Genomic DNA, 17,134 nt, shown 5'->3' on the forward strand with positions numbered 1-17,134 from the left:
GCAAAGCGGTCGCGGCATGGTCCGCTCGCGGACAAGCTTTCGGCCAGATGCGCGCCTAGCAAGCAACTTCGACCGACAATTGCAGATGAGGGGAGCCGAGTTCCGTCCAGTGCCGAGGCCAAGTGACTATCAAATCTATCGCAGCGGCCCGCCTGATCGGACTGTGTCTCTGAACGCCATGCCCATCTACATCGGTGCGGCGATGATTGCGGTGGCGATCCTGCTCTCGACTCTGATCACGGGGCTGACCAGCCGCTATGTCGGCTTCGAAGCTCCGACCGACGAGAACATGTGGCTGGTCGACCGCCTCACTGGCACCGTCTATCGCTGTCAGTCGGAGGGGCGCGGCAAGGCCAATTGCGAGGCCGACATCGCCACCGGCAGCGTCGGTGAGCAGCCCAAGGCGCCGAAGAACAGCCGCTAAGCGCTCGTGCTATGTAGCTTGATTGGCGATAGGGCTGCCTCAGATCCAACTTAGTGGGGCGCGGCAGACGCAAATAGATCTGAAATCGTCGGATCAACCGTGACGTCGACCAGTGCAGGTCCCTCCGACGCCAGCGCTTCATTGAGGATACCGTCAAGATCCGTTACTTCCGTCACGCGCTTGCCGCGACAGCCAAGTCCCTTGGCCAGCGCCACGAAATCGATCCCGGGCAGATCGATCCCGGGCGGGCGCTGCGCCTGCATGAGCCGGCTGAAGGCGCGCATCGCACCGTAGCCGGAATTGTTCATGATGACGAAAGTGATGGGCAGCTTGCGCTGTGCAGCGGTCCAGATCGCCTGGACGCAGTACATCGCTGATCCATCGCCGACCAGGCACACGGTGCGGCGGCCGGGGCGTGCCAGCGCCACGCCGATTGCTGCCGGCACGCTGTAGCCAAGCCCGCCGCTTGCCATCGTGTAAAAGCTGTCCGCGCCCGGCCGCGGCAGGAAGTTTTGAATGGCGGGACGGTGCGACGGCGCCTCCTCCACCACGATCGCGTCTCCCGGCATCAGCGTCGCGAGCCGGCTCAACGCATAGGCCGCAGGAACTGGATTCGCCGCGGCGGGAATGATCGGATGCGGGCGCCCGGCAGGTGCCTCACGCCCGCTCGTGTGAGGCAGGGCCGACAGCAGCGCATAAAGCGCCTTGGGAAGCGTGCTGATGATGGTGTCGCCCGCAGCCGCGGATGCGGCCTCGGTCGGATCATCGGTCACCTGCCAGATCGGCGTTCCATCCTCGAGCAACGCGCATTGGCCCTCGACATGGAAAGTGAAGACGGGGGCGCCGAACACGACGATCAAATCGGCCCCACGCAAGGCGTGGGCGAGGCCGCCAGGCGAGGCGGTCAGGAAGCCAGAAAACTGCGGGTGCAGTTCCGGAAAGCTCGACCGGCTCGACATCGGGCTTGCCCATACGGCTGCCTTCGCCCGCTCGGCCACCGCGACCATCGCGTCGACGGCTCCGTTGCGATCGACCTCAGGACCAACCACGAAAGCTGGGCTTTTCGCGGCAGCGATTGCAGCGCCAAGCCGGCCGATTGCTGCCATATCCGGAGCAAACTCCGTTGCTATGCGCCTGAGGGGCGGGAGCGAAGCAGGCCGAGCCCAATCATCCGACGGCACCGACACGAATGTCGGGCCGCGCGGATGCTGCATGGCGGTGAGAAAGGCCTGGGCAATCGCGGCAGGCACGTCCTCGGCGCGTGCGGGCTCGGCGCTCCATTTCACGTACGGCTTTGGAAACTGCCCGGCATCCTCGGCAAAGAGGTAAGGCCGCATCCTCAGCAGGCTGCGCGCCTGCTGTCCCGCCGTCACCACCATCGGCGTCTTGTTGCGGAAGGCGGTGAAGAGGTTGCCAAGCGCATGCCCGAGCCCGGCGGCCGAGTGCAGGTTGACGAAAGCCGGCCGTCCCGTCGCCTGCGCATAGCCGTCGGCCATGCCGACGACGCAGCCTTCCTGCAGACCAAGCACGTAGTCGATGTCATCGGGCCAGTCGCCGAGAAAAGCGAGCTCGGTCGAGCCTGGATTGCCGAAGACGCGGTCGACGCCGAAGGAGCGAAGCACAGCGAGGGTTGCTTCCCGGACCGTCAGGACTTTGGAGTTCATGGGCAAATTTCCTTGGGTGCTTCGCTGCTCGCGCCGTCAGAACGGATAGTGCTGAGGCTGCGTCTCGATGGTGATCCAGCGCAGATCGGTGAACTCGGCGATCCCGGCCTGGCCGCCGAAGCGGCCGTAGCCCGACCCCTTCACGCCACCGAAGGGCATCTGCGCCTCGTCATGCACGGTCGGGCCGTTCACGTGGCAGATGCCGCTTTCGATCCGCTGCGCCACCGTTAAGGCACGCGCCACATCGCGGCCGAACACGGCGGCCGACAGGCCATATTCGGTGTCATTGGCGAGCCGCACGGCGTCGTCTATGCCGCTCGCGCGGATCACCGACACGACGGGACCAAAGCTCTCCTCGGTGTAGATGCGCATGCCTGGAACGACGCGGTCGAGCACGGTTGCTGGAACGACTGTACCGGCGCGCTCTCCGCCCGCGAGCTTGACGGCGCCCTTGCCGACGGCGTCGTCGATCAGCGCACCGACATGCTTGGCCGGAGCTTCGTCGATCATCGAGCCGACGACAACCGGGCCGGAGCGCGGGTCACCGGCGGGGAGTGCACTCGCCTTCTTCGCAAGCTTCTCGACGAAGGATGAGGCGACCGCCTCGTCGACGATTACGCGCTCGGTCGACATACAGACCTGGCCCTGGTTGATGAAGGCGCCGAACGCCACGGCTGCGACGGCCGCATCGAGATCGGCATCGTCGAGCACGACCAGCGGCGCCTTGCCGCCGAGCTCGAGCAGCACCGGCTTGAGGTGGCGTCCGGCGAGTCCAGCGATAACGCGCCCGACGCGTGTCGAGCCGGTGAAGTTGATCCGCCGCACGGCGGTATTAGCAATGAGACGTTCAACCACCGCCGGCGCGTCGGCCGGCGCATTGGTCAGCACGTTCACAACGCCGGGCGGAAACCCGGCGTCCTTGAACACTTGGCCGACCAGTCGGTGCGTTCCCGGGCAAATCTCAGAAGCCTTCAGCACCACCGTGTTGCCGCAGGCGAGCGGCGTCGCCAAGGCGCGGACGCCGAGGATGATCGGCGCATTCCACGGCGCGATGCCGAGGCACACGCCAGCAGGCTGGCGGACGGACATTGCGAGGCATCCCGGCTTGTCGGATGGGATCACTTCGCCCGCGATCTGCGTCGTCAGCGACGCTGCCTCGCGCAGCATGCCGGATGCGAGCTTGACGTTGAAGGCTGACCAGACCTCGGTCGTGCCGATCTCGGCCATCATGATCTTGATGAAGGAGTCGCGCTTGGCATCGAGCGCATCGGCTGCCTTCAGTAGCAGAGCCCGCCTTGCGTTCGGACCGAGCGCCGACCATGCGGGAAACGCGGCCGAAGCGGCAGCCACCGCGGCGTCTGCGTCCGACAGCGTCGCGGCGGCCGCGCGGCTTGCGACCTCCTGCGACAGCGGATTGCGTCGCTCGAACATCTCGCCGCTCGAAGCGGCCTGATCCTGCCCGTTGACGAGAAGACTGACGTCCATGAGAATCTCCCTGATGTATTGGACTGGCTCAACCGAGCAGCCGCGATTTGCTGGTTTCGTGGGCAAAGCCGAGTGCAATCATTGCGGCGAGTGCGAGCGCGACGTAGTAGCCCGTGATGGCGTAAGTGGTGCCCGTCTGCGCGAACAGGCTGGTGGCGACCAGTGGCGCTATGCCCCCGCCGAGCACAGTCCCAAGCTGCTTTCCGATCGAGACGCCGGTGAAGCGGATGCGGGTCGGAAACAGCTCCGGGAAATAGCTCCCTTCGGTGCTGAACATCAGCGGATGAATGATGCCCGCGGCCAGGACTACTGCGCTCGTGATCAGCACCGTGTCGCGGCTTGCGACCAGACCGTAGAATGCGAACATCGAGACGGCCGCCAGCACGACGCCCGTCAGGAACAGGCGCTTGCGTCCGATCCGGTCGGACCACGCTCCGATCAGCGGCATGGTCACGAGGCCGACGAGATTCGCGAACAGCACGGCCTGCGTGATCACGTCCTTCTGGACGCCGAGCTGACGTGTCGCGAACGAGATGGTGAAGATGGCCGTCAGGTAGAAATACGACGTCTGCGCCATCTCGGCGAAGAACACGATGAGGATGGGTCGCCAGTGACCCCTGATCGCCTCGACGGCCGGCACGGCCTCGGACTCTACCGCCTCGCGGAACGTCGCGCTCTCCTCGATCCGCAGGCGCATGTAGACGCCGAGCGCGACGAGCACCGCGCTGATCAGGAATGGAACGCGCCAGCCCCATGACAGCAGATCCGCCTCCGGCAACCGCGAGATCGCAAGTGCGGCGAACGAGGCGAGCACGACGCCAACGGGGCCTGCGGCCTGGATCACTGCGGCTGAGAAGCCGCGCCGATGGCCCGGCGCCGTCTCGATTGCCATCAAGATCGCCGCGGTGGACTCGCCGCCGAGCGCAAAGCCTTGGAGAAAGCGCAACGCGACGAGCGCAATGGTCGCTGCAACGCCCGCATTGGCGTAGGTCGGCAATAGCCCGATCGACATGGTCGCAAGTCCCATCATCAGCAATGTGCACAGCAGGACGGATTTTCGGCCGAGACGGTCGCCGAAATGGCCGAACACGAGTCCGCCGAGCGGGCGTGCCAGAAATCCAACGGCAAAAGTTGCGAACACGGCAATGCTCGCCGCGAGCTGGTCGAACTTTGGAAAGAACAACTGGTCGAACAGCAGCGGCGCGATCAGGCCGTAGATGAAGAAGTCGTACCATTCGATCGCGGTGCCGATGGTGCCGGCGATCAGGACGCGCCGGCGGCTGCTCGCTGTCTGTCCGGCGCAGACGGCGGCATGGTCGCCGCCATCTTCGAACGCTCCTATCGTCATGTTGTCCTCCTCCGGTGTCATTGTCGTTTTGTTATTGTGTGCGACCGCAGATTGAATGCGGCCGCCTTCGATCAGCTCGCCAGCCGCGCGGAATTGGCCGCGTCGTGGCCGAGTGCGCACGCAAGGATGCGCTCGATCGTTCCGGCCTGGGCCGCGGCACCGCGCCAGGCCACGATCTGGTCGGGACGGATCAAGGCGAGGTCAGCCTCGTAGAGATCGTGCAAGGCTTCAGGCAGCGTCACGAGCTTCACATCGATCCCGAGCGTGCGGACGGCGTCCGAAACCGCCAGTCTGGTCGACACTGCCTCGCCGAACTGGAGCAGCGTCCACTCGAATCCGAACAAGTCGTACAAGGACACGCCATCCTCGAGCCAGGCGTGTGGCGCACGGCCGCCCGGGCAGGCGCTCGGAACGTAGACGTTTGCGGCGTCCGGCGGCGGTGCGCTGCCGTCGGAGATGATGATCGGCGAGCCGTCGTAGCGACCACCGAAGGTAACCCCGGGAATGTTGAATTCGGCGCGGGCGTGCTGCTCGAGATAGGCGCCCGCAATCCGACGGGCCTCGCGGCCTTCGTCCGTGTCGAGCTCGATGTCATGCGCTGGTGCGAACAGGCCGAGGGAATCGGCAAAGCGCCGCGCATAGTCGGTGTTGCGGAGCGCCACCGGACGCCGTTCGATTTCGTAGCTGTCCAGCAGCGTTGGCGGGCTCAGGCCCTTGACGACGCTGGCGAGCTTCCAGCCGAGATTGACCGCATCCTCGATCGCCGTGTTGTAGCCGAGTCCACCGGTCGGCGTGAACAGGTGTGCGGCGTCGCCGCCGAGGAAGACCCTGCCGCGCTGCATCGCGTTTGCAACCAGGGCGTGACCCGCGGTCCAGGTCAGGAAGGACAGCACTTCGCATTCGATCGGCGCGCCGCAAGCGCGCTGGAATGCGGCCTTGGCCTCGTTGGTCGTAATCGCATTCTCGTCTTCGCCCGGCCGTAGCTGGGTGTGAAACGCGAACTCGTCGCGTCCGTTCACCGAGGCCATGAAGGCGCGGCGGTCGCCGTTGAAGCAATTGTACATCCAGGCTTTGGCGTGCGGGACGCTGGCATAGAAGTCCGGCGAACGGAGATAGACGGCCAGCATGCGGCCGCCCATGAAATCGCGCTGCGTCCCGGTCTCGCCTCCATAGACGATGCCGAGCGATTGCCGAACTGTCGAGCGCGGCCCGTCGGCCCCGACAAGGAAGTCGGCCTGCACCTTAAAGCGGCTGCCATCATCAAGGCGCTCGATCTCGCCGACGATGCCCTCGTCGCTCTCGACGTAGCCCATCAGCCGGTGGCCATAGTTGAGCTGAATGCCGGGGAGGGCCTCGGCATGGCGGCGCAGCACGGCCTCGACATATTTTTGCGAGACCCGATGCGGCAATTCCGCCGCACTCCAGGAGCCCGACAGGCCCTTGATCAGCTCGCCCGCGCGTGATGATGACGGCAAAGAAAAGCGCGCGAGCTCGTGGCCGGTGTAGCGAGTGAAATACGCGACGTCGGTCGGATAATCCGCGGGCAGGCCTTCGCGCCTGATCTCGTCGGCAAAGCCCAGCCGACGATAGTGCTCCATCGAGCGCGCCTGGGTCGCATTGGCTTGCGGATTGAAGGCGGTGCCGGGCTTTTCGTCGACCAGGATCGCGGATACGCCGCGCCGGCCGAGCTCATTGGCCAGCATCAACCCGCAGGGACCCCCGCCCACGATGAGCACTGAGGCCGTCAGACGTGTCTCCAAGGCGTTTCCCAAGACGCTTCTCCCTACCAGCATTATTTTGCATGGTAAGGGAGCCTGACGACTTCGTCAAGTTACCTGACTAATCCATATCGTCGAGGGTGTCGAACTTCGCGCCGTAGACTGAGAGGCCCTTCAGGATCGCATCCATGGCTGTCTTGCCGAGTTCGCTGCGCATCTCCTGTTCGGCGATGTCGACCGCTTCCCGGAACGCATCCAGCCATTCAAGTCCGGCGGGGGTGAACATGACGATGCGCGCGCGTTTGTCGGTGGGATCGGCAATGCGGTCCACGAGGCCGAGGTCCGCGCATTGGTCGACCAGCTCGCCCATCGCCTGCTTGCTCATCGAGGCCCGGCGGGCGAGCTCCGTCAGCCGTGTCCCCTCTACATCGAGATTGCGGGTCAGGCTGACATGCGCGATGCGGGTTTCGTCATGTCCCCTGTCGCTCATCAGCTCGAGCACGCGCGCCTCGAAGCGCCGCACCGCGTTGTTGAGCAGGCGGCCGATATTGGCATGCCGCCACGCCGTTCCGGCCTTCTTGCTACTCAAATGATGTGCCTTCGAATCGAGCCTGCATGGTTTGCCGGACTCTGCGTCGCTGGCATCGTCGTGTCCATCCAAATACCCGGGCGGAGGTTCAGGCGGAAACTGTTTTGTCGGCCGGTCAAGTGGCCGGCCGGTCCCATTATGGCGCCGGCCGCAAAAAAATGTCTTCTCCGCGAAACGTTGTTGGCGGACAATACGTAATTGCGAATGCCGGCATGACGCCGGTTTCGTTTTTACTTAAGGAGACTTCTCGATGAAGACTTTGCTCACCGCCGCAGCCTTTGTCGCGTTCGCCTTTTCGCCCGCCTCCGCCGCGATGATGGCGTGCACCAGCGATAATCTGATGAAGTCGACGGCCGCCATGACGGGCCCCGCCGACACGCCCGCCAAGATGGCGGCGAACAAGGAAATGGCCATGGCCAACACGGACATGAGCATGGGCAAAATGAAGAGCGGCTGCATGCACTATATGAAAGCGCAGAAGGCCATGTCGATGAAGTAGGCCTCGGCCGCACCGTCCAGCCGCGCTGTCAGCAGTTGGCAGCGCGGCTTTTTCTTTCTCCTGGCGCGAATCCCGCTACATTGCCTTCCGCAATGTCCCGCGCGCCCAAACCCCTTCCACTCCCCACGAAACAGGCCCGGCAGATCTGGCTGCGCGCCCAGCGGCTCGACACGCGCGCGCCGTTCGGGGAGGGCGCACAGGCTGTGGCGGAGGCGACCGCTCATCTCGGCTATGTGCAGATCGACACCATCAACGTCATCGAGCGCTGCCATCATCACATCCTCTTCAGCCGTATTCCGTCCTATCGCCGTGCCGATCTGCGCCACGCCCAGAGCGTCGACAAAAGCGTGTTCGAGTACTGGACGCATGCGCTGTCTTACGTGCCGGCGAACGATTTTCGCTTTTTTCTCCCGGCAATGCGGGAGCACAAGCGCGAGGGACACAAATGGTACGCCTCGGTGACCCCGGCCGACATGCGCAAAGTGATGCGGCTGTTGCGGGCCGGCCCGCTGACGATCCGGGATATCGAAGACGATGTGCTCACCGAGAAAGAGCATCTGTGGCAGAGCCGCAAGCCCTCGAAGCGCGCGCTTCAGCTTGCCTTCTACACCGGCGTCGCGACCATCAGCGCGCGCCAGGGCATGCTCAAGACTTATGATCTGATGATCAGGCACTTCGGCTGGGACAAGCTGCCGAAGCCGGCCTCGCCCACGGAGACCACGGCCTATCTGCTCGACCGCGCTCTACGCTCGCAGGGCGTGGTGAGCCTGGATTCGGTCTGTCATCTCGATGCCCCGAGCAAGAAGGCGGTCGGCGCCCTGATCGCCGCGCGCGTCCGCCGCGGCGAGCTCGTTCCCGTCGCGATCGAGGGCGCCGGCAAGCAGGAGCATTGGGCCGCGCCTGAGACGCTCGAGCCTGCCGAAGTCCCGCCCGAACTCGTCCACATCCTCTCGCCGTTCGATCCGCTGATCATCCAGCGCAAGCGTACCAATCTCATCTTCGGCTACAACCATCTGTTCGAGGCCTACGTGCCGAAGCACAAGCGCAAGCTCGGCTATTTCGCGTTGCCCGTGCTCGTCGGCGACGAGATCGTCGCCGCGCTGGACCTCAAGACAGACCGGAAGGCCAGGAAGCTCTTGATGCAGAAATGGACCTGGATCGGGCGGGGGAAGAAGACGGCAGGGCGGAAGGAGCTCAAGCAGAAGATCGAGGATGAGCTCGATCGGTTCGAGCGGTTTCAATTGGCGGAGTGAGTGTTCGCCGCAACGGCTGTCTCGTAGGGTGGACAAAGCGAAGCGTGCCCACCACCTGTCGTGATTGGCGACACATCGTGGGCACGGCGCTAGCGCGCCTTTGCCCACCCTAGGAGACCGCGCATCGCGGCAATCCGATCGAGCCAAACGCCGAACGCAATTCCGACCGCATACGCCACCAGATTCCACAGCGAGAAGATGCGCCCGAGCAGCAACGCGCCGGCCGTGGTGAGCCGGAACGCGTCTAGCCATGGAGTATGCACCAGCCGGGACAACTCGACCAAAACTGCGATCATGATCGCGATGGCCGCGATCTGCCTCCGCGTCAGCCGCGGCAGCAACACTCCGACCAGCAGAAACACCATCGTGGCCCAGAGCAGCGAGCCGCCATACTTCACCACGAGAGCGGGGAGGCCGAGCGGAAAGCCGTACCAGCGCAAGCCCAGCCCGCAGGCGATCACGAGCAGCGCCAGTCCAGCGCGGATCAGCATCCTCCGTCGCGGCGCAATGGTGTTGACCGGCTGCGCGATCTGCATGGCTTCCATTGACTCTTTGCCCGCGATGCTCAAAACCGCCAGTTGGCCCACAAAAGCAACAACCCGGGGGAAGCCATGAGCCAGACCACGACCTATACCGGTTCGGCCGGTACGAAAAGCGCCGTCGAGACCTCGACCATCCGCGCCATCTCCTGGCGCCTGATCCCGTTCCTGGTGCTGGCCTACTTCTTCTCTTATCTGGACCGCGTCAATCTCGGCTTCGCCGCGCTGACCATGAACGCCGAGCTGAAGTTCACGCCGCTGATCTTCTCCTGGGGCGCCGGCATCTTCTTCATCGGCTATTTCATCTTCGAGGTGCCGAGCAACCTGGCGTTGGAGAAGTTCGGCGCCAGCCGCTGGATCGCCCGCATCATGGTGACCTGGGGCATCATCTCGGCGCTGATGGCGCTCACCAGCGGTGTCACGAGCTTTTACGTGCTGCGCTTCCTGCTCGGCGTCGCCGAGGCCGGCTTCTTCCCCGGCATCATCCTCTATCTCACTTATTGGTACCCGGCCGAATATCGCGCCCGCTTCCTCGCGGCCTTCGCCATCGCCGTGCCGGTCTCGACCGTGATCGGCGCGCCGATCTCGGGCCTCCTGCTCGGGCTCGACGGCGCCATGGGTCTGAAGGGCTGGCAGTGGCTGTTCATCCTCGAGGGCGTCCCCTCGGTGCTGCTCGGCATCGTCACCTGGTTCTATCTCACCGACAAGCCGGAGAAGGCGGACTGGCTCTCGGCCGAGCAGAAGGCCTGGCTCAAGGCCAAGCTCGATTCGGAGATCGCCGCCAAGCAAGCTGTGAAGCATTTCTCGCTCGGTGAAGCCCTGTCCTCGCCGAAGGTAATCGCACTCAGCCTGATCTATTTCGGCTTCGTCGGCGCGCTCTATGGCATGCAGTTCTGGCTGCCGCAGATCGTCAAGGCGTTCGGCCTCACCAACGCCCAGACCGGCTTCGTCACTGCGATCCCGTTTCTGTTCGGCACCATCGCGATGATCCTGTGGGCGCGGCACTCCGACACGACGCGCGAGCGCGTGATGCATGTCGGCGCGCCGCTGCTGCTGACGGCCCTGGCGCTTGCCATCTCCAGCTACCTCACCGATCCCACCATGACGATGGTGGCCCTGACGGTTGCCGCGATCGGCATATTCTGCTGCTTCGGCGTGTTCTGGACGCTGCCGACCGCCTGGCTGTCAGGCACGGCCGCGGCCGGCGCGATCGCTCTGATCAACTCGATCGGCAATCTCGCGGGCTTCGGCGGCCCCTACCTGATCGGCTGGGTCAAGGAAGCGACGGGGCAGACCTCGACCGGCCTGCTCGTGCTCGCTGTGCTGCCCCTGATCGCCGGTATCCTGGCCTTCATCGGCGGTCATGACAGCAAGCATGAGTTTGCCGAAAGGGGGAGGTAATCCAACGTCGCCCTGACGAAAGCCAAAGCCCATGCCTCGCGGTTGCTCTTGGGGCACGCGAGGAGACGTCCTCTTTCATCAACCGACCGCAGGGCCTTGGCTTTCGCCAAGGGGACGACGAGAGGTTACCACCCCTTAACGATCACGGTTTCCTGATGACTGACGATTATTGACTTTTATCAGTGATTAGTCGACATTCCTCTCATTGCAGACGCAGGAGTGTCCTCCGATGTTCGTTCGGTCCGTTTTGTCCAGCTATTCCAGGCTCTTGGCGGGCGTGTCGCTGGCCGTGATGGCCGTCGCGCTAGCCGGGTGCAACGATACCGTGGCGCAAAAGGCCGAACCGCCGCGGCCAGTTCTGGTCGCGACTGCGCATTATGATGCCGAGACTCCGGAGCGCAGCTTCGTCGGCACCATCAAGCCCCGCATCGAGAGCGATCTCGGCTTTCGCGTCGCGGGCAAGGTTGCCAAGCGCCTGGTGGAGGTCGGCCAGACCGTCGAAGTCGGCCAGGCGCTCGCGACTCTCGACGAGGTCGACCTGAAGCTCCAGGCCGAGCAGGCGGTCGCCGAACAGACCGCCGCCACCGGCGTGCTGGCCCAGGCCGCCGCCGCCGAGCAACGCGCCAAGGACCTGAAGGCCAAGGGCTGGACGACCGATGCTGCGATGGATTCGAGCCGGGCCGCGGCCGACGAAGCGCGTGCGCGCCTCGACCGCGCCGTCCGTTCGGTCGAACTCACCAGGAATTCTCTTTCCTACGCGACGCTCGTTGCCGACGCCCGCGGCGTCGTCACCGCAACGCTGATCGAGCCCGGCCAGGTGGTCGCCGCAGGCCAGGCTTCGATCCGTGTGGCCCGCTTTGCTGAAAAGGAGGCGGTCGTCGCGATCCCTGAGACGCTGGTTGGACGCGCCAAATCGGGCGTCGCCAGCGTCACTCTTTGGTCCGAACCGGACAAGAAATATACGGCGAAGCTGCGCGAGATCGCGCCGGCTGCCGACCCCGCCACGCGGACTTACCTTGCAAAATTCTCGCTGCCCGAGGCCGACGACAAGGTCGCGCTCGGCATGACCGCGACGCTGACGCTGTCGGACGCCGCCACCGAGCGTGTCGCCCGGCTGCCGCTATCGGCGCTGTTCAACGAAGGCGGCAAGCCGTCCTTCTACGTCGTCGACGACAACGGCAAGGTCACCTTGAAGCCGGTCGCGGTGAAGGCCTACGACAGCAACGACGTCGTCATCACCAGTGGTGTGGAGGAAGGCGCCAAGATCGTCGCCCTCGGTGTGCAGAAGCTCGATCCCGGCCAGAAGGTGCGGGTCGTGTCGTCGCTGTCTTTCTAGAGTTTACGCGTTACGTCGTGTGAGGTGAGTTTCGGCCCTTGCCCCTACGCAAAGGCTGAAGCGGCGAAGCGATCCAGAACCTGCCCAGCCCCCTGGATTGCTTCGCTGCCTCGCGACGACGCCTTGAACAGAGCGGCTGTCGTTTTGGACAACTGGATTCTCTTTCGGAGAGTGCGATGAAGCGCTTCAACCTTTCGGCTTGGGCCGTCAGTCATCCGACGCTGGTTCTCTTCCTGATGCTCGTGCTCGGCGTCGCAGGCTTCTTCTCGTATCAGAAACTCGGCCGCGCCGAGGATCCGTTCTTCACGGTGAAGGTGGTCAACGTCTCCGTGATGTGGCCGGGCGCGACCGCGCAGGAGATGCAGGAGCAGGTCGCCGATCCCATCGAGAAGAAGATCCAGGAGCTGCCCTATTTCGAGAAGGTGCAGACCTATTCCAAGCCCGGCTTCACCGCGCTTCAGGTCACCTTCCGCGACTCCACGCCGCCGAAGGACGTGCCTTACCTCTTCTATCTGCTGCGCAAGAAGCTCGTCGACGTCCAGGGGCAGTTGCCCTCGGGCATTCTCGGGCCGGTCGTCAATGACGAGTTCTCCGACGTCGATTCCATCCTCTACATGGTGACCGGCGACGGCGCCGATTACGCCCAGCTCAAGAAGGTCGCCGAAGGTTTCCGTCAGCGCCTCCTCAAGGTGCCTGGTGTGACCAAGGTCGACATGTACGGCAACCAGGACGAACGCATCTTCGTCGAGTTCAGCCACGCCAAGCTCGCCACGCTCGGCATCACGCCGCAGGCACTGTTCGATTCACTCGCCAAGCAGAACAACGTGACGCCGGCCGGCACGGTCGAAACCTCCTCGCAGCGCGTGCCGCTGCGCGTCACCGGCGCGCTCGACGGCGCCAAGGCCGTCGCCGAGACCCCGGTCGAGAGCAACGGCCGCGTGTTCCGTCTTGGCGACATCGCCACCGTCACCCACGGCTATGTCGATCCGCCGAGCTTCGTGGTGCGCCAGGAAGGCAAGGCGGCGATCGGCATCGGCGTCGTCACCGCCAAGGGCGCCAACATCCTCGAGCTCGGCAAGGACGTCGAGAAGGCCACGGACGAGTTCATGAAAGCCGTGCCGCAGGGCATCGACTTCAAGATGATCGCCGACCAGCCCAAGGTGGTCGAGCACGCCGTCGGCGAGTTCGTGCACTCCTTCATGGAAGCGCTCGTGATCGTGCTGTTCGTCTCCTTCCTGGCGCTGGGCTGGCGAACGGGCATCGTGGTCGCGCTGTCCGTGCCCCTGGTGCTCGGCATCGTCTTCATCGTGATGAACACGATGTCGCTGGACCTGCACCGCATCACGCTCGGCGCGCTGATCATCGCGCTCGGCCTTCTCGTCGACGACGCCATCATCGCGGTCGAGATGATGGTGGTGAAGATGGAGCAGGGCTGGGACCGCATGCGCGCGGCGTCCTTTGCCTGGGAATCAACTGCGTTTCCGATGCTCACGGGAACGCTGGTCACGGCCGCTGGCTTCCTCCCCATCGGCTTTGCCAATTCTGCGGTCGGCGAATATGCCGGCAGCATCTTCTGGATCGTGGCGATCGCGCTGGTCGCCTCGTGGTTCGTGGCGGTGATCTTCACGCCCTATATCGGCGTCAAGCTGCTGCCCGAGATGAAGGTGCACCACAACCACGATCCGCACGCGGTCTACGAGACGCGCATGTACAAGGGCCTGCGCGCGATCGTGCAATGGTGCGTCAATCACCGCATCACGGTGGTGGCCGCGACCGTCGGCATCTTCATCGCCTCCGTCGTCGGCTTCGGCCATGTCCAGCAGCAGTTCTTCCCGCTGTCTGAGCGGCCCGAACTGTTCCTCCAGCTGCGTCTGCCCGAGGGCACCGCCTTCAACGTCACCGAAAAGGCGGTGAAGCAGGCCGAGACGCTGCTGAAGGACGACAAGGACATCGAGACCTATACGTCCTATGTCGGCCAGGGCTCGCCGCGCTTCTGGCTCGGCCTCAACCCGCAACTTCCGAACGAGGCTTTTGCCGAGATCGTCATCGTCGCCAAGGGCGTCGAGGCGCGCGAGCGGGTCAAGGCCAAGATCGAGGGCGCGGTTGCCGATGGCATGCTGACGGAAGCGCGCGTCCGCGTCGACCGCTTCAACTTCGGTCCGCCGGTCGGCTTCCCCGTCCAGTTCCGCGTGATCGGCCCCGACGCCAACAAGGTGCGCGAGATCGCCTACCAGGTCCGCGACGTCATGCGTCAGAACAAGAACGTCAAGGACGTCCAGCTCGACTGGAACGAGCAGTCGCCCTACCTCAAGCTTGTCGTCGACCAGGATCGTGCCCGCGCCATGGGGCTCACGCCCCAGGACGTCTCGCAGGCGCTGTCGATGCTGATCTCCGGCGCGCAGGTGACGACCGTGCGTGACGGCATCGAGAAGGTCGCCGTGGTCGCCCGGGCGATCCCGTCCGAACGCCTCGACCTCGGCGGTGTCGGCGATCTCACCATCACCTCGAAGAACGGCGTTGCCGTGCCGCTGCAGCAGATCGCCAGGATCGAGTATTCCCACGAGGAGCCGATCATGTGGCGGCGCAATCGCGACATGGCGATCACCGTGCGCTCCGACGTCATCGACGGCGTGCAGGCGCCCGATGTCACCAACCAGATCACGCCGAAGCTCCAGCAGATCAAGGACTACCTCGAGCCGGCCTACCGCATCGAGCCGGGTGGTGCGTTCGAGGAGTCGGCCAAGGGCAATGCCTCGATCTTCGTCCTCTTCCCGGTGATGGTCATGGTGATGCTCACGCTGCTGATGATTCAGCTGCAGAGCTTTTCGCGCCTGTTCCTGGTGTTCCTGACCGCGCCGCTCGGCATCGTCGGCGCCTCGTTCGGCCTCAACGTGGCCAATGCCCCGTTCGGCTTCGTGGCGCTGCTCGGCCTGATCGCGCTCGCGGGTATGATCATGCGCAACACGGTTATCCTGGTCGACCAGATCGAGACCGACGTGTCCCATGGTCTGACGCGCCGGGAGGCGATCGTGGAGGCGACCGTCCGTCGCGCCCGACCGGTGGTGCTGACGGCGCTGGCGGCAATCCTCGCCATGATCCCGCTGTCGCGCTCGGCCTTCTGGGGCCCGATGGCGATCACCATCATGGGCGGCTTGTTCGTTGCGACCTTCCTGACGTTGCTGTACCTGCCGGGTCTCTACGCCCTCTGGTTCCGCAAGAGCCTGGATGAGGCCGGTACCCCCGAACAGCCTGCCGCGTCGCAGCATGGGAGCGATGACGAGCACGCAATTCCGCTTGCTGAGGCGGCTGAATAAGTGAGATGAAGTGCTGGTGAGCGAGTCCTGATTGATGGCCCTGATTTCGGAACATATCGAAGGCGACACCCGGGAGCGTATCCTCGAGGTGGCCGAGCGGCTGTTCCGCCTGATCGGCTATCAGAAGACCACGGTCGGAGACATCGCCAAAGAGCTGCGGATGAGCCCCGCCAACGTCTATCGCTTCTTCGAATCGAAGAAGGCGATCCACCAGGCGGTGGCGCGAGGGCTGATGGGCGAGGTCGAGCTCGAGGCGCAGCGGATCGTGGCGAAGCCCGGTCCGGTCAAGGAACGCTTCCGCGAGCTGCTCACCACCGTCCATCGCATGAACACCGAGCGCTATGTCGGCGACAACAAGCTGCACGAGATGGTCGAGATCGCGATGCAGGAGGATTGGGCGGTCTGCGTCAACCATATGGAGTGCATCGCCGGCGTGGTCGGCCAGATGATCGCCCAGGGTGTGGCCTCCGGCGAGTTCGAGGCCCCCGACCTTCAGCTGGCTGCACTGTGTGCCTGCACGGCCATGATGCGTTTCTTCCACCCCCAGATGATCGCCCAGTGCGCCACCAAGCCGGGTCCGACCATCGACCAGATGATCGATTTCGTCATCGCGGGTCTGTCGCCGCGCCACTGACGGCGTCGGGCGTTTCCCCTTATAAGCAGGTCGAGCGCGCCGGACTAACGGTATGCGACGACGGATCAACAAACTCCGTCATTGCGAGCGGAGCGAAGCAATCCAGGCAGTCTCTGCGGTGGGATTCTGGATTGCTTCGCCGCGCTCGCAATGACGAACAAGGAAGCAGCGCGTGACCGAGAAAGACCTGCACTTCTATGAGCCCGCCAAGGGCCATGGCCTCAAGCACGATCCCTTCAATGCCATCATCGCGCCGCGGCCGATCGGCTGGATCTCCTCGCGCGACGTCAAGGGCCACGTCAACCTCGCGCCCTACAGCTTCTTCAATGCGTTTGCTTATGTGCCGCCGATCATTGGCTTCTCCTCCACCAATTGGAAGGACACGGTCTCGAACATCCAGCAGACCGGCGAATTCGTCTGGAATCTCGCCACCATGGATCTCGCCAGGCACATGAACGCGACCGCTGCCCATGTTGCGCCCGAGGTCGACGAATTCGAGATCGCGGGGCTGACCGCCGTGCCCGGCAAGCTCGTCAACGTGCCGCGGGTGGGCGAGAGCCCGGTCGCGTTCGAATGCAAGGTCTCCGATATCATCCGTCTCAAGGGCGCCAACGGCAAGGAGGCCGATGCCTGGCTGACGCTCGGCGAGGTCGTCGCCGTTCATATCGACAAGGCGATGATCAAGGACGGCGTCTACCAGACCGCCGCTGCCCGCCCGATCACGCGCGCCGGCCGCCGCGGCGACTATTTCGAGATCAAGCCGGAAAACATGTTCGAGATGGTCCGGCCGGATTAGCCGACCTCGCTCCCCACCGTCATTCCGGGGCGACGCGTGAGCGTCGAGCCCGGAATCCATAACCACCCTCGGGAGTATGGATTCTCAGATGCGCAATTTCGCATCTTAGCTCGCGCAAGAGGCGCGCCCCGGAA

The 17,134-nt window shown here is 64.3% G+C and carries 14 protein-coding genes; 8 read left to right on the top strand and 6 right to left on the bottom strand.

All coding sequences use genetic code 11. The features are described 5' to 3' along the window. Nucleotides 1-178 precede the first annotated feature (178 nt). A complete protein-coding gene (locus tag IF809_RS16075; RefSeq protein WP_128967927.1) occupies nt 179-424 on the top strand; it encodes a hypothetical protein in 246 nt (81 codons plus the stop codon). Between the two features lie 50 nt (nt 425-474). On the opposite strand, the gene mdlC is transcribed toward IF809_RS16075, so the two are convergent. The 5 genes from mdlC to IF809_RS16100 all read right to left on the bottom strand — a co-directional run bounded on the left by mdlC (nt 475) and on the right by IF809_RS16100 (nt 7,228). Next, nucleotides 475-2,088, bottom strand: a complete 1,614-nt coding sequence (mdlC, locus tag IF809_RS16080; RefSeq protein ID WP_462837997.1) for a benzoylformate decarboxylase — start codon at nt 2,086-2,088, stop codon at nt 475-477. Between the two features lie 36 nt (nt 2,089-2,124). Then, nucleotides 2,125-3,573: an aldehyde dehydrogenase gene (locus tag IF809_RS16085; RefSeq protein ID WP_462837998.1), complete on the bottom strand. Its 1,449-nt coding sequence runs from the start codon at nt 3,571-3,573 to the stop codon at nt 2,125-2,127. Nucleotides 3,574-3,601: 28 nt separating this feature from the next. Next, the gene (locus IF809_RS16090) at nt 3,602-4,921 is read right to left on the bottom strand and encodes an MFS transporter (RefSeq protein ID WP_128967924.1); all 1,320 of its coding nucleotides are present in this window, start codon (nt 4,919-4,921) and stop codon (nt 3,602-3,604) included. A 71-nt stretch (nt 4,922-4,992) separates the two neighbouring features. Beyond that, complete coding sequence (locus tag IF809_RS16095; protein ID WP_128967923.1) at nt 4,993-6,714, bottom strand: FAD-dependent oxidoreductase; 1,722 nt, start codon at nt 6,712-6,714, stop codon at nt 4,993-4,995. Nucleotides 6,715-6,760: 46 nt separating this feature from the next. After that, nucleotides 6,761-7,228 carry a MarR family winged helix-turn-helix transcriptional regulator gene (locus IF809_RS16100; protein WP_164938839.1) on the bottom strand — a complete coding sequence of 156 codons (468 nt, stop codon included), beginning with the start codon at nt 7,226-7,228 and terminating at the stop codon, nt 6,761-6,763. Nucleotides 7,229-7,478: 250 nt separating this feature from the next. Between IF809_RS16100 and IF809_RS16105 the strand changes: the two genes are divergently transcribed. Both IF809_RS16105 and IF809_RS16110 read left to right on the top strand, forming a co-directional pair. Continuing rightward, on the top strand, nt 7,479-7,727 hold the full coding sequence (locus IF809_RS16105) for a hypothetical protein (protein WP_128967922.1): 249 nt from the start codon (nt 7,479-7,481) through the stop codon (nt 7,725-7,727). A 92-nt stretch (nt 7,728-7,819) separates the two neighbouring features. Beyond that, nucleotides 7,820-8,980, top strand: coding sequence for a winged helix-turn-helix domain-containing protein (locus IF809_RS16110; protein ID WP_128967921.1), 1,161 nt, complete (start codon nt 7,820-7,822; stop codon nt 8,978-8,980). An 89-nt stretch (nt 8,981-9,069) separates the two neighbouring features. Here the strand turns inward: IF809_RS16110 and IF809_RS16115 are convergent, their stop codons facing one another. Beyond that, nucleotides 9,070-9,516, bottom strand: coding sequence for a ribosomal maturation YjgA family protein (locus IF809_RS16115; RefSeq protein ID WP_164939058.1), 447 nt, complete (start codon nt 9,514-9,516; stop codon nt 9,070-9,072). Between the two features lie 75 nt (nt 9,517-9,591). Between IF809_RS16115 and IF809_RS16120 the strand changes: the two genes are divergently transcribed. From IF809_RS16120 to IF809_RS16140, 5 genes are all read left to right on the top strand, one after another. Continuing rightward, nucleotides 9,592-10,920 carry an MFS transporter gene (locus IF809_RS16120; protein ID WP_128967919.1) on the top strand — a complete coding sequence of 443 codons (1,329 nt, stop codon included), beginning with the start codon at nt 9,592-9,594 and terminating at the stop codon, nt 10,918-10,920. A gap of 229 nt (nt 10,921-11,149) precedes the next feature. Then, nucleotides 11,150-12,256 (top strand): efflux RND transporter periplasmic adaptor subunit, encoded by a 1,107-nt coding sequence (locus tag IF809_RS16125; RefSeq protein ID WP_128967918.1) that lies wholly within the window; start codon nt 11,150-11,152, stop codon nt 12,254-12,256. Nucleotides 12,257-12,432: 176 nt separating this feature from the next. Further along, a complete protein-coding gene (locus tag IF809_RS16130; protein ID WP_128967917.1) occupies nt 12,433-15,570 on the top strand; it encodes an efflux RND transporter permease subunit in 3,138 nt (1,045 codons plus the stop codon). A 34-nt stretch (nt 15,571-15,604) separates the two neighbouring features. Beyond that, nucleotides 15,605-16,204 (top strand): TetR/AcrR family transcriptional regulator, encoded by a 600-nt coding sequence (locus IF809_RS16135; RefSeq protein ID WP_128967916.1) that lies wholly within the window; start codon nt 15,605-15,607, stop codon nt 16,202-16,204. 172 nt (nt 16,205-16,376) lie between these two features. Next, complete coding sequence (locus IF809_RS16140; protein ID WP_128967915.1) at nt 16,377-17,000, top strand: flavin reductase family protein; 624 nt, start codon at nt 16,377-16,379, stop codon at nt 16,998-17,000. Nucleotides 17,001-17,134: the final 134 nt, after the last annotated feature.

The organism is Bradyrhizobium sp. UFLA06-24 (assembly GCF_054967145.1).

What these genes read in the sequence shown, in the direction of transcription:
- IF809_RS16075 (WP_128967927.1), top strand. Translation starts at nt 179, where the DNA reads ATGCCCATCTACATCGGTGCGGCGATGATTGCGGTGGCGATCCTGCTC.
- mdlC (WP_462837997.1), bottom strand. Translation starts at nt 2,088, where the DNA reads ATGAACTCCAAAGTCCTGACGGTCCGGGAAGCAACCCTCGCTGTGCTT.
- IF809_RS16085 (WP_462837998.1), bottom strand. Translation starts at nt 3,573, where the DNA reads ATGGACGTCAGTCTTCTCGTCAACGGGCAGGATCAGGCCGCTTCGAGC.
- IF809_RS16090 (WP_128967924.1), bottom strand. Translation starts at nt 4,921, where the DNA reads ATGACGATAGGAGCGTTCGAAGATGGCGGCGACCATGCCGCCGTCTGC.
- IF809_RS16095 (WP_128967923.1), bottom strand. Translation starts at nt 6,714, where the DNA reads ATGCTGGTAGGGAGAAGCGTCTTGGGAAACGCCTTGGAGACACGTCTG.
- IF809_RS16105 (WP_128967922.1), top strand. Translation starts at nt 7,479, where the DNA reads ATGAAGACTTTGCTCACCGCCGCAGCCTTTGTCGCGTTCGCCTTTTCG.
- IF809_RS16110 (WP_128967921.1), top strand. Translation starts at nt 7,820, where the DNA reads ATGTCCCGCGCGCCCAAACCCCTTCCACTCCCCACGAAACAGGCCCGG.
- IF809_RS16115 (WP_164939058.1), bottom strand. Translation starts at nt 9,516, where the DNA reads ATGCAGATCGCGCAGCCGGTCAACACCATTGCGCCGCGACGGAGGATG.
- IF809_RS16120 (WP_128967919.1), top strand. Translation starts at nt 9,592, where the DNA reads ATGAGCCAGACCACGACCTATACCGGTTCGGCCGGTACGAAAAGCGCC.
- IF809_RS16125 (WP_128967918.1), top strand. Translation starts at nt 11,150, where the DNA reads ATGTTCGTTCGGTCCGTTTTGTCCAGCTATTCCAGGCTCTTGGCGGGC.
- IF809_RS16130 (WP_128967917.1), top strand. Translation starts at nt 12,433, where the DNA reads ATGAAGCGCTTCAACCTTTCGGCTTGGGCCGTCAGTCATCCGACGCTG.
- IF809_RS16135 (WP_128967916.1), top strand. Translation starts at nt 15,605, where the DNA reads ATGGCCCTGATTTCGGAACATATCGAAGGCGACACCCGGGAGCGTATC.